Raw genomic sequence first — 12640 nt, forward strand, 5'->3', positions numbered from 1 at the left:
GCCGGCATTGCCGTGGGGCATGAAGGATCTATCGCAAGGGGCTGGCGAATCGTTGATGGCGAGGGACGCACACAACGCAGTGCATGAAGCGACGGCTGCCGCCGATGAGCAGGTGTCCCTGGAGACCGCTGCGAGCCAGTTGCCGTACGACCATCCTGTGGAAGAGCCACCGGCGGATCCTTCTCCCCGGCGGCGGCCTGGCAGCGGCCGCGTATTGCTGCGCAGCGCCGTCTCCGTGGCGGCCACGGCAGCGGTGGTGGTCGGGGCTGCCATCGGCATCTTCTACTGGCGGCTCGGCAATGGTCCTCTATCGCTGCCCTTCATCACCCAGACCGTGCATCAGGCCATCGCCGCCAAATTACCGCCGGGCTATCGTCTCAGCTTGGACGATGTCGCGATCGAACGACGCCCGGAAGGGTTGATTGCGATGATCCGCGGTGTGACCGTGAGGGATCATGACGTCGTGATCGCCTCGGCGCCGCGTATTTTTGCCGGTTTCGATCTGGCGTCTCTGCTGCTTGGCGACGTTACGGCCCGTTCGATCGTGGTCGAGGGGGCGGCGGCAACCGTCAATGTCAGCATCGACGGCCGGTTCACGCTTCAGGCCGGGGTCGACAGCTCGGCGCCTACCACGGGCGGAGCCCTTTCGCTTGCGGCAGTCCTGAACGGCTTCGACACGATGATCGCCTCGATCGGTTCCATCGACAGGGTCGAGCTGCGCGACGCCGCGCTGGCGGTGCATGACCAGGCGATCGGCCACGACATCGTCCATCGCGGTATCGACCTGACGGTCCGCCGTACCGCCACGGCCGGTGGCCTGTCGGTGGCTCTTGCCGCTGCGGGTGGTTCCATCAATGCCACTACGGAAGGTGGCGATGGCGAACCGCGCTCGATCGACATCAAGGCCAGCAATATCGGTGTCACCGAAGTCGTGGCGGCTCTGGCGCCGAGCGTCGAGCAGCCATCGGTCAAGGCCTCCTTCGATCTACTGGCTCGTGCCAGCATCAATCCCGATGGTTCCGTCGAGATGGCGCGGGTCAATATCACCAGCGCCGGGGGCAGCTGGAATGTCGAGCCGAAGGAGCCTCCCTTCGTTTTCGACGGCGCTCAGATCAGCTTGAACTGGGACAAGACGGTCGGTGCCGTCCAGATCGAGCAGGCGATGGTCAAGTCGGGCGAGGGCATCCTGGATTTCAAGGGAAAGGTCGTTCCGCCTTCCGATGCGACGGGTCCGGTGTGGACCTATGGCCTGCAGGCGCCGAACGTGCTGCTGGCCAGCCGCCGCGAGGAACGTCCGCCGCTGAAGCTCGACCGCATCGATCTTGCCGGTCGTTACGATCCCGCCACCAATCGCCTCAGCTTGGACAAGGGCGAGGTGCTGGGGCCGACGGTTGCCATTGATTTCAACGGTGCCGTCGGCTTCGGCGGCAAGACCCCGGCGATCGACCTAACCGCAAAGGCCAAGACCCTGTCGGCGGTGGCCTTGAACCGGGTATGGCCCGTCTTCTCGGTACCCGAGGTCAAGATCTGGCTGGAAGACCATATCAAGGCCGGTGTCGTCGATGGAGCGACGCTCAAGCTCGCCATTCCGCAAGGAGCGTTGGCTTCGGTCAACGGCAAGACGCCGCCTCTGCCGGACGAAGCTCTTTCGGGCTCGGTGCCGATGTCGAAGGGCATCGTCCAGATCATCGATACGCTGCCGCCGATCAGCGACGTCGAGGGCAGGGTCGACTTCTCCGGACGCCATCTCACCGTCAGTGTCGACAGCGCGGTGGTCGAGACCGGTGACACCGGCACACTCAACCTCGCCGATGGGTCCTACAAGATCGACGATTTTGCCCTGAAACCGCCGAACCAGTCCGCGGTCTTCGGGGTGAAGGGCCCCGCGCAGGCCGTGGCCAGGCTGATGACCATGCCGCCGCTGGCCGATGCCGCAAAGGGCATGGATATCAGGCCAGATGAGGTCAACGGCACTGCCGATCTCAAGGTCAAGCTCGACCTGCCGCTGATCGACCATCCTCGCCCCGAAGACATCAAATATGCGATCACGGGCGGCGTACAGGGAATGTCGATTGCTCATGTCGCCGGCAGCAGCCTGCAGAGCGGCACGATGAAGCTCTCGCTCGAGCCGGGGCTGATGCTGCTCACCGGCAAGGGTGTGTTCGATGGGCTGCCGGCCAATTTCGACCTGCGCAAGGCCGAGGGCCAGGAACCGCAGACGGCCCTCAGCGTCATCCTGGACGACGCCACGAGGAAGCGGAAGGGCTTCGATTTCGGGGATGCACTGACGGGGCCCATCCAGGCCGACATCCATCCGGTCGCCGATCCGCGCGACCCGCGCTACGATGTGGATATCGATCTGGCTGCCGTGCGCATCAAGGACCTGCTGCCGGGCTGGCAAAAGGCGGCCGGCGTGCCGGGGCGGGTCAGTTTCAGTTGGGACCCCGCCGACAAGGGCGGCGGCACGCTCGACAAGCTGACGGTGGAGAGCGGATCGGTGTCGCTGCGTGGCACCGTGACGCTCGGTCCGGACAACAAGCTGCGCAAGGCGATGATGGATGTGATCAGCCTGTCGCCGGGTGATGATTTCCAGGGTGTTTTCGAACCACTCGGCAATGGCTGGAAGGTCTTTGTGCGCGGGAACCGGCTCGATGCCCGCCCTCTGCTGTCGATGCTCCAAAAGCGTGCCAAGGGCAGCAGTGCCAGCACCAGCATCAATGCCGATATCAGGGTCGGCCAGGTGGTCGGCTTCAATGACGAGTCCCTGGCCGATCTCGGCCTGATGCTCGACAGCAAGGGTACGACGATCCGCAAGCTCGATCTCAGCGGCAGGCTGGCCAACGGCCAGGTCACCGCCTCGCTGGGCAATGAAGGGGGCAACGGCAATCTGGTCACTGTACAGTCCACCAATGCCGGCGCCGTCATGCGTTTCCTGGATCTCTACACCCGCTTGCGTGGCGGGGCGCTTGGTGCCCGCTTCTCGCCGGTGATCGACAATATGCGCGGCCGCCTGGTGATGCGCAGCTTCTCGGTGGAGAACGAGACCGCCCTGGGGCAATACCGCGACACGCTGAAGAACGCCGGCAAGCTGTCTTCCTACGCGCCAGGGAGTGGCGACTCTGCCCAGTTCACCAGGCTCGAACTCGCCTTCACCCGGACAGCCTCGCGGATCGGCATCCTGGACTCGGTCGTCTGGGGACCCGACGTCGGCGTCAGCCTGTCGGGTGCCCTCGACTACGGCACGGACAGGGTCAACCTCACCGGCACCTTCGTGCCCGCTTATGCCCTGAACAACATCTTCTCCAAGATCCCGCTCATCGGCGGTCTACTGAGCGGTGGCCAATATGGCGGCCTGTTCGCCATCAACTTCAAGGTGTCGGGCCGGATCAACGCACCGGTGCTCACGGTCAATCCGCTCTCGGCCATCGCGCCCGGCTTCCTGCGCAAGATCTTCGAGTTCCAGAAGCAGACCAATTGAGGAGACCCCGGCGTCTCGTTGACCTTGCGGGTTCAACCGCGCCGAAAGGGCAACTGAACCAGCAGGGTCAGGAAGGCGAAGACCAGGCTAACCACGACGCCGGACGAAAGCATGGCTAATTCCGTCGCCGGCATGATGACCGCGGTGACAACGGCAAGGCCGCAGGCGCCTCCGACCTGCAGCGAACTGTTGAGGAGGCCAGCGGCAAGGCCCTGTTCCTCGTCGGCGACGCCGCTGGTCCCGGCGACCATCAAGGCCGAGATGCTGAAGGCAAAGCCAAGGCCCCAGAGCAGCGAGACCGGCAGCAAGAGGGTCCACAGGTCCGGCTCGGGACCGAGGCGAAGTGCCAGCAGATAGCAGGGCACGAAGGCGGCGAGGCCGACGACCAGGATGCGCGTCACCCCGAACCTGTCGATCAAGCCGCCGAGCCTGGGACCGATCGCAACCACCATCAAGCCCGCCGGCAGCAGCACGAGCGCCATCTGCCAGGGCTGCCAGCCGAGGAGGTTCTGCAAGTAGAGGCCGAGCAGGAACTGGAAGCCCATGGCGCCGCCATAGAGCAGGGCGGCGCTCGCATTCGCGGCCACCAGCTTGCGATTGCGGAACAGGCCGAGACGGATCAGGGGTGCCTCGACGCGGCTCTCGATCGCGGCGAAGCCAGCCAGCAGCAGAGCCGCGGCAGCGAGGCCACCGATGGTCCATGGTGACAGCCAGCCGATTTCGGAGGCGAAGACGAGTGCGAAGACCAGGGTCAGCATGCCGCTGACCAGGCTCAGCGCGCCGCCGAGGTCGAGCCGTATTGGCCGGTCGGAGCGCGGGTCGGCGGGCACATAGCGCAGAACCGCCCACAGGATCAGCACAGCGATCGGTATGGGCAGGATGAACACGGCCCGCCAGTTCAGCGTGGCGAGCAGGCCACCGATCAACAGGCCGGAGGAATAACCGGAGGCCTCGAAGACGTTGAAGATGCCGAACGCCTTGTTGCGCTGGGGACCTTCGGGAAAGGTGGTCGTCAGCAGCGACATCGCCGCCGGTGCGGTGAAGGCCGCCGCCACGCCCTTGACGAAACGCGAGGCGATCAGCAGCGCCGGATCGCTGGTGAAGGCACCGAACACAGAAACGAGGATGAATACGGCCATGGCGGCAACCAGCATGCGACGCCGGCCGAACAGATCGGCACAGCGTCCACCCAGGAGCAGGAAGCTGCCGAAGGCCAGGATATAGGCGCCGGCCAGCCATTGCGCGGTCGCCGCGCTCAAGCCGAATTCCCGCTGAATCTGCGGTATCGCCACCACGATCATGGAGACGTCGAGGCCATCGAGCAGGATCACCCCGCTGGAGACGAGGAGGACGATCCACAGGCGGGCCGGCCAGCGAAACGCCGTGCCCGGATTGGACGGGAAAGGGCGGGCGCGATCGCCCGGGCAGGGCTCGCAGGAGGCAGTCTCGACGGACATGAGGTCACTCCAAAACGGAGCATAAAAGCCGGTTGTCGCCCAGCTCCAGGCTCCCTGATTGTCAAGTCTGACTGTCATGACCGATTGATAGGACATTGAAAAACGAGTAATTCTCGGTAGAGCATCAAAATTGGCTTGAAGATTGATGAAGCGTACAATGCCGGGGACTCGGGCCCTGAAGATCTTCGAGGCGGCCGGCCGGCATCTCAACTTCACCCGCGCGGCCGAGGAGGTCGGTCTGACGCCGGCCGCCGTCAGCTATCAGATCAAGGAGATCGAGGATCAGCTTGGCATCGTGCTTTTCATGCGGACCAGCCGCAGCATTCGGCTCACCCCTGCGGGAGGCCTATTGTTCGAGGCGGTGGGCGAGGCGTTGGCCGGTCTGCAGCGCGCCGTCGCCCGGGCCAGCAGATCGCAGCGCGCCTCGGCGCAGCTCTGCCTGTCGCTTGGCGCACGTTTCGCCACCAACTGGATGCTGCCGAGATTGCCAGCCTTCCACGCTATCCATCCCGAACTGAAGCTACGCTTCGACATTACCGACGAGGTCCGCGATTTCGAAATCGACGATATCGACCTCGCCATCCGTTTCGGCGACGGAAACTTCGACGGGCTGAGTTCGGTGCGGCTGTTCGATACGGTCATGGTGGCGGTCTGCAGTCCGCGGCTGCTCGAGGCCGGCCAGCATTTTAAAACGCCGGAAGATCTGATCGGCCGCACCCTGTGCTATCGCGATTGGCGCCGGGGCGATCTGACCTGGCCGGATTGGCGCATGTGGATGGCAGCTGCCGGTGTCGATACGTTCGACGAAAGCGCCTGCGTCGCCTTTGCCGATACCAGCCATGTCGTACAGGCCGTGATCGATAGCGGGGCAATCGGTCTGGCCGATCTTGCCATGATCGCCAATGATATCGCCGAAGGGCGACTGGTGCGCCTGTTCGACATCGAGGTCCCGGTGGCAGGAGACCAGACCTATCATCTCGTCTATCCGCACGAGCGCAGCGAAGATCCTGCTATCCTGGCCTTTCGAGACTGGATGCTCGAAGCGGTCGAAGCGCAACAGCGTACCTTGCCGGGCAGGAGTGGTGGCAGGCCGGTGAGCGCGTGATGCTCGTTTCAGAACCTGTAGCGTAGCAGCCGGCCGATGCGGCCGAGCGCAGGAATGGCCCTGAAGAATGGAATGACCATGCGAGCCGACAGGGACATTCTGGCGATCTGGGCGGCATGATAGCCCTGCCGACCGTAAGAGAGCAGTTCCTGCATCAGCTTGAGGCGCGGAACCTGGCGCTCGATCTCATGGGCATCGTCAAGGCTCCAATGCACCTGTGCACCGGTGACGCGAACCGAATGCTGTTTGCGGATCAGGCGCAAGCCAAGACGATTATAGGCATCGAAGGCGATCTCTCCGGTGGGGAAGTGCCCAGCCAGCGTTTCGAGCAGCGGGATGGCTTCATCGGCCTGCAGATAGGGGAACATGCCTTCGGCGATGATCAGCGCTGGGCGGCCTTCGGGCATGATCGTTGTGAGCCAGGCGGGATCGGTGACGGAGGTTCCGATCAATTGGTAACCTGCGCGCTCGGGATAGAGCCGGCGCCGGAGCTCGACGACTTCGGGATAATCGACGTCGAACCAGCGCACGCCGGCCGGTGGATCGATGCGGAAAACCCGGGAGTCCAGGCCGCAGCCCAGATGCAGCACGATCGCCTCGGGGTGAAAAGCGAGGAAGGCGCGGGCCCAACCATCCAGGATGTGGGCGCGCATCGCCAGACCGATCATGAGGTCGCGGTTGATGCCGAGGCGGGAGAAATCGTAGTCGATCCGCTCGATCGCCGAGGCCGCGAAGCGGTCCTGCAGGAGCGAGTCGGACAGGCGGCTTTCCTCGCCCTTGGCGTAGAGGGTGATGAGAAGGGTTTCCTTCTCCTGGCTCAGAGAAACCTTTTCCATGGCTCGCACACGCTATGGAAGAGCCGGTAAAGCCGTTGGCGGGCTGTCGGGGAGCCAGTGCATGGCGTCAATGCCGCGAGAGGCGTCTGGCATTGGCTCGGACCCGCCGCTGGGCCGGCTGGGCTGCCGCGACAGCGACGGACATCAGGCCGGAGGCCAAGTCATGCACATCCGCTTTGCCGAAGGCGGCGCGCAATCCCAGTTGCGCCATTTCGTCGGTTGCCGCAACCGCACCTTCCGCAAGGGCCTCGAACTTCTCGGTCACCATGCGACTGGCTTCGATCAGATTGTCCGGATGGGGCCAGAATGGCAGCGTCGCCAGGATGGGCATACGATGGCCGATGGTGACGGCGCTGGCTTGGCTGGTTTCGAGGGCCGAAGACATGGCCCGAATGAACATCACCTGGAATGAGAGCATGCAGCCTCCGATTCCCGGCTAGTTTGGGCCGATATGCCGCCAAGGGCAAGCTTGATGGTTGGAAGTCATCGTGGCGGAGGGAGGCAGCCGGCCTCCCGTGCCACGTGATCCGTGCTATCCCAGCCGCCGCCAGGGCTTGAGCTTGTCGGGCTTTGTCCCATCACCGCCGGTCGGCTGGTAGCGCGTGTGCGAGATCGGCACCTTGCCGGCTTCCAGCGCGGCGACCGTCGGGGCGTTGCTGATGTCGAGGGCGTCAAAGCCGCAGCGGATCATATAGGCGATGCGATCGAACAGGATGTCACCGACGGCCCTGAGCTCGCCGGCGAAGCCGTAGCGTTCCCGGGCAATGCGCGCCAGGGAGAAGGCCCGGCCGTCGCCGAATTTGGGGAAGGCGAGGGCCAGTAGTGGCAGGCTCGGCAGGGCGTCGGCCAGCAGTTCGATGTCGTCGGCCGGCTGCAGCACCACCCCGACCGGGGCGTTGCGGGTGGCAAGGCTGTCCTTCTCGGCCAGGAAGCGCTTGAGCGAGACGATGACGGCCCCGTCCGGCAGGGCCTCTTCGTCGCCGGCCAGCTTATAGATGTCAGCCTCGAATTGGCCGTTCTTCCAGAGGGGCACGCGCGTCTCCTAAATCCCTGCGCAAAGCGCAGGCTTCTCAACGGTATGGAAGCTATCTCTTAGATACCACTTCCGGCCTTTTCAGGCGAAACATGAATGCCGCACTCGACCTTGGACTTGCCGCGCCAGCGTCCGGCGCGGGCATCCTCGCCTTCGGCGACGCGGCTGGTGCACGGCATGCAGCCGATCGAAGGATAGCCATCGGCCACCAGGGGATGAGGCGGCAAGTCGTGGCGTTCGAGATAGTCCGCCACGTCCTTGGTGGTCCAGTCCGCGAGCGGGTTGACCTTGATGCGCCCGGCATCCGCCTCGAAAGGCAGCAGAGCGGCGCGGGTCGAAGCCTGGTGGCGCTTGCGCCCGGTGATCCAGGCCGAAAAAGGCTCCAGCGCAGTGTCGAGCGGGTCGACCTTGCGGATCCAGCAGCACATATCGGGATTGCTATAGGCCAGCAGCCGGTCCGGGTCTTCCTGCTGCACCAGAACCTGGCGCGGCGAGGCCGTGCGCAGATCGGTAAGGCCGAGCCGGCGGGCGAGTTCGTTGCGATAGAGCAGGGTCTGGCTGAACAGCCGGCCGGTGTCGAGGAAGATCACCGGCGTGGCGCGATCGATCTCCGCCACCATGTGGAGGAGGGCAGCCGATTCGGCGCCGAAGCTCGAGACGAGGGCGATGCCGCCCTTGTAGAGCGACAGCGCCGCGCGCAACACGGTCTGCGCATCGGCGTTGTGATACTGCGCCGCCAAAGCGAGCGCCTGCGCTTCCGGATCGATGGCTGGGCTGGCCAAGCCGACGTTCACCGGAGCGTCCGAAAAATCAAGCACGCTGTCCATAGAGTGCCTCCTTGAAGGGCGGTAGGCCGACACGGCGCACCGCCTCCAGGAATGTTTCCTGTGGGGAGAGACGCAGGTCCAGATAGGTGTCCACCACCTTCTCGACCGCGTCGACGATACCGTCGGCGCCGAAGCCGGGGCCGACGAGCTCACCGATCGAACAATCCTCGCGGGCCGAACCGCCCAACGTGATCTGATAATTTTCCACGCCCTTGCGGTCGACGCCGAGAATGCCGATCGCCGCGACGTGATGATGGCCGCAGGCATTGATGCAGCCCGAGATCTTGATCGGCAGGCTGCCGATCTCCGCCTGACGTGCGGGCGAGCCGAAACGCTCGGACAGGCCCTGCGCGATCGGAATGGCGCGGGCATTGGCGAGCGAGCAATAGTCGAGGCCCGGGCAGGCGATGATGTCGGTGATCAGCCCTTCATTGGCGGTGGCGAGGCCCGCGTCCTGCAGCACCGCGAACAGCGCCGGCAGGTCGTCGAGCTTCACATGCGGCAGCACGAGATTCTGCAGATGGCTGATGCGGATCTCGCCCAGCGAATAGCGGTCGGCGAGATCGGCCACCAGGTCCATCTGGTCGGAGGACGCATCGCCCGGAATGCCGCCGATCGGCTTGAGCGAGATGGTGGCGATGCCATAGCCCGGCTGCTTGTGGGCATGGACGTTCACGGACACCCAATGTGCGAAATCGGCATCCTTCGCCTTGGCCTTGTCGAAAACCGGTGTCTCGCCGATCGTCTCGAACGGGCCGGCGACGAAATATTGCTGCATCGCTGCCACCGAATCCGGCGTCAGCTTGAGGGCACCATCCTTGATGCGCGCGAACTCGGCTTCGACTTCCTCGCGGATCGGGTCGAGGCCCTTTTCGTGCACCAGGATCTTGATACGCGCCTTGTACTTGTTGTCGCGGCGGCCCTCGAGGTTGTACACGCGCATGATCGCCTCGGTGTAGGTGAGGAGATCCGCTTCGGGCAGGAAATCGCGCAAGGCCTTGCCGACCATGGGGGTGCGGCCCTGGCCGCCGCCGACGAACACACGGAAGCCAATCTCGCCGGCTTCGTTGCGCACGATCTGGTAGCCGATATCGTGGACCTTGACCGCAGCCCGGTCTTCCTCGGCGCCGGTGATGGCGACCTTGAACTTGCGCGGCAGATAGGACAGCTCCGGATGGGCCGTCGACCACTGGCGCATGATCTCGGCATAGACGCGCGGATCGGCGACCTCATCGGCGGCGGCGCCAGCGAAATGGTCGGCCGTGACGTTGCGCATGCAATTGCCGGAGGTCTGGATGGCATGCATCTCGACATCGGCGAGGGCCTGCAGCACGTCCGGCACGTCCTTGAGGGCGATCCAGTTGAACTGCAGGTTCTGGCGGGTGGTGAAATGGCCGTAATGACGGTCCCAGCGGCGGCCGATGGTTGCGAGGGTGCGCAACTGCTTGGAGGACAACGTGCCATAGGGCACTGCGATCCGCAGCATATAGGCATGCAGCTGGAGATAGACGCCGTTCATCAGCCGAAGGGATTTGAACTCCTCCTCGGTGATGTCGCCCTTGATGCGGCGCTGCACCTGGTCGCGGAACTCGGCGACGCGCGCGTTCACGAAGGCGTGGTCGAACTCGTCATAACGGTAGAGGGCACCCATTATTCGGCAGCCTCGGCGAGTTCGGTCTTGGGCAGATAGGCGATGGTCGGCCCGAGCGCGCGGATGGCCTCGCGCAGCTTGGCGGGACGGGGCTTCTCGCCGCTGACATCGAGCTCGACGGCATAGATCTCGACCACGTCCTGCTCATTGGCAGCGGCGGTGACGCTAGCAAGGATCGCATTGGCGGTGGCCTGATCGGGTTCGATGGCGCTGTCGGCCACGTCGAGCGACCAGTTGCCATTGGGGGTGCGGAACACCACACGCCCATCCTTGAGGCGGTTGGCTGTGATAGCGAGCGGCATGACGAAAAACCCCTGATTGGAATTCGTCCACGATATCGGTTCTCGCGCGCAATTTGTCAAATAGATTTCAATACGAAAAAACAATGTAATTTAGGGCGGCTAAAGAAATTCGATATATCGATCAATGCGATGGCTAAAAAGGCATGCATCCTGGGCAACGCTGATCGGCGGTCATGCAACCTTGCGGCGATAGGAATAACGGCTGATTTCTGTAGAAAAGGCGAGCGAGCGGTAGAGAGATCGGCCGGCATCGTTGCCTGCCACCACGGGCAGGCAGGCTCCTTTCGCACCCTGATCGTCGCGGGCCCAGGCGAGCAGGGCGCTGACGGCATTGTGGGCATGGCCCTGGCGCCTGAAAGCGGGATCGGTCGCCACCGCGTTGATGCAGACGATGCCGTCATGCACCGCACCGAAGGCCAGCGCCGCGGGGCTGCCGTCACGGGCCGGCGACATGGCATATCCGGCCGGCACGGCCACCGCGCCGAACAGGGCGCGAGCATGGGCGGTGGTCGCAGCGGAAAATTTCTGAAGACGGGCATGAGCTCCGAACCAAGTATCGTCGAGGCTCGGCCGCACGAAGGCCGTGCCGTGCTCGCCGTGGGGCGGTGCGGCAGCGAGGTCGCGATAGAGCACGCAAGTCTCATCTTCGCCTGGGCCATATCCGGCCTCGTCCAAGGCGCTGCCGATATCCTGCGACGAAACATTAGACAGGCGAAAAATGGTGGGCAGGCCGTGATGGGTGTAAAATGCTTCGGCTGAGCGAATCTGGTCCCCCGGCTGTCGCAAGCCGGGGCAGAGGAGGCTGATTGAGTTGGCCCGCCTGGTATGTCCGTGGGAGAAGCGCAGCAGCCAGCCGTCGAGCCATATCGTCTTCAAGGCTGGCCAGCCGTTCAGGCATGCCTCTTCCACCCGCCGCGCCAGCACGTCCTTGTTGTCTGCCATGGTTGTATGCACTGCCTGCTCGTTGAAACCTTGATCGTCCGCGCGTAGGGCGCCGGTGAGGCGCGTCTCTTGACGCCGGACCACTTATCCTTTTGTAGCCCAGGCTTGACCGGTTGGTCGACTTGAGCTTTGCGGCAGGCTGCCCCTACAAGGCTGGCTACCCGGGACGTGTCGTGGGTCATGGATCATAGCCAGACCATGGACCCACGACACGTCCTGGAGCGTCTGGCGCTTGAACGAACTCGCCTGGAATCGCAAAGACGCTCCAGCCAATCCGTTGGATCGGCTTGGAAACGAGGAACTGGGGCAGACGAGCGTTCAGTCGTGAACGCGCTTTGCGCCAGCGCATTGACGTTTATCGGAGCTTGCCATGTTGCGTCTGGACCCCCGCCATACCGCCCTCGTGATGATCGATCTGCAGAATTGGATCGTCGGCCGGCCGGTGGCGCCGCATTCGGGTGGAGATGTCATCGAGCGGTCCTTGCGCATCGGCAAGGCGCTGCGCAAGGCGGGCGGTACGGTGATCCTGGTACGTGTGGCTTTTTCCGATGGTTATGGCGATGTGGTGAAGGTTCCCGTTGATGCGCCCCTGATCCTGCCGGAAGATAAGATGCCAGCCGAGGCGGTTGCCTTCGATGAGAGAATCAATCCGTCAAAGGCCGATGTGGTGATCACCAAGCGCCAGTGGAGTGCCTTTCATGGCACGGAACTGGATCTGCAATTGCGTCGCCGCGGCATCGATACCGTCATCATCAGCGGCATCGCCACCAATTTCGGCGTCGAGGCGACGGCACGCGATGCCTTTGCCAACAACTATGCCGCGATCGTGGCGGAGGACGCCACCAGCAGCATGACGGCGGACATGCATCGCTTCTCGATCGATCACGTCCTGCCGCGCGTCGCCCGCATCCGGTCGAGTGCGGTGATCATCGATGCCCTCAAAGAAGCCATGAAGGATTGAGGGCGCCTGATCGGGCGACCTCGCCCCCTGGCCGTTGTTCCGGGCCCT

11 protein-coding genes are annotated in these 12640 nt (G+C 63.9%); 3 read left to right on the forward strand and 8 right to left on the reverse strand.

What is annotated here, in order from left to right; all coding sequences use genetic code 11:
- Positions 1-55: 55 nt before the first annotated feature.
- Positions 56-3478 (forward strand): DUF3971 domain-containing protein, encoded by a 3423-nt coding sequence (locus BA190_RS17000; RefSeq protein ID WP_162275129.1) that lies wholly within the window; start codon positions 56-58, stop codon positions 3476-3478.
- Positions 3479-3510: 32 nt separating this feature from the next.
- On the opposite strand, the gene BA190_RS17005 is transcribed toward BA190_RS17000, so the two are convergent.
- Positions 3511-4935: an MFS transporter gene (locus BA190_RS17005; RefSeq protein ID WP_082979803.1), complete on the reverse strand. Its 1425-nt coding sequence runs from the start codon at positions 4933-4935 to the stop codon at positions 3511-3513.
- A gap of 157 nt (positions 4936-5092) precedes the next feature.
- On the opposite strand from BA190_RS17005, the gene BA190_RS17010 reads away from it, so the two are divergent.
- A complete protein-coding gene (locus BA190_RS17010; protein ID WP_245314768.1) occupies positions 5093-6040 on the forward strand; it encodes a LysR substrate-binding domain-containing protein in 948 nt (315 codons plus the stop codon).
- Positions 6041-6048: 8 nt separating this feature from the next.
- Here BA190_RS17010 and BA190_RS17015 read toward each other — a convergent pair whose 3' ends face one another.
- From BA190_RS17015 to BA190_RS17045, 7 genes are all read right to left on the reverse strand, one after another.
- Positions 6049-6876, reverse strand: coding sequence for a class I SAM-dependent methyltransferase (locus BA190_RS17015; protein ID WP_068289924.1), 828 nt, complete (start codon positions 6874-6876; stop codon positions 6049-6051).
- Between the two features lie 67 nt (positions 6877-6943).
- Positions 6944-7294 (reverse strand): hypothetical protein, encoded by a 351-nt coding sequence (locus tag BA190_RS17020; protein ID WP_068289929.1) that lies wholly within the window; start codon positions 7292-7294, stop codon positions 6944-6946.
- Between the two features lie 114 nt (positions 7295-7408).
- Positions 7409-7909 carry a DUF934 domain-containing protein gene (locus BA190_RS17025; RefSeq protein WP_068289930.1) on the reverse strand — a complete coding sequence of 167 codons (501 nt, stop codon included), beginning with the start codon at positions 7907-7909 and terminating at the stop codon, positions 7409-7411.
- Positions 7910-7968: 59 nt separating this feature from the next.
- On the reverse strand, positions 7969-8736 hold the full coding sequence (locus tag BA190_RS17030; protein ID WP_082979804.1) for a phosphoadenylyl-sulfate reductase: 768 nt from the start codon (positions 8734-8736) through the stop codon (positions 7969-7971).
- The gene (locus BA190_RS17035; RefSeq protein ID WP_068289932.1) at positions 8720-10387 is read right to left on the reverse strand and encodes a nitrite/sulfite reductase; all 1668 of its coding nucleotides are present in this window, start codon (positions 10385-10387) and stop codon (positions 8720-8722) included. Before BA190_RS17035 ends, BA190_RS17030 begins: the two co-directional genes overlap by 17 nt.
- Entirely contained in the window at positions 10387-10689 is a 303-nt protein-coding gene (locus tag BA190_RS17040; protein WP_068289934.1) for a DUF2849 domain-containing protein, read from the reverse strand. The genes BA190_RS17035 and BA190_RS17040 overlap by 1 nt, the downstream gene beginning before the upstream one ends.
- A 171-nt stretch (positions 10690-10860) precedes the next feature.
- Positions 10861-11631, reverse strand: coding sequence for a GNAT family N-acetyltransferase (locus tag BA190_RS17045; protein WP_068289935.1), 771 nt, complete (start codon positions 11629-11631; stop codon positions 10861-10863).
- A gap of 370 nt (positions 11632-12001) precedes the next feature.
- Here BA190_RS17045 and BA190_RS17050 point away from each other — a divergent pair, with 370 nt between their 5' ends.
- The gene (locus BA190_RS17050) at positions 12002-12592 is read left to right on the forward strand and encodes a hydrolase (protein WP_068289942.1); all 591 of its coding nucleotides are present in this window, start codon (positions 12002-12004) and stop codon (positions 12590-12592) included.
- Positions 12593-12640: the final 48 nt, after the last annotated feature.

It is taken from the genome of Labrys sp. WJW (genome assembly GCF_001676615.1).
GTDB lineage: Bacteria > Pseudomonadota > Alphaproteobacteria > Rhizobiales > Labraceae > Labrys > Labrys sedimenti.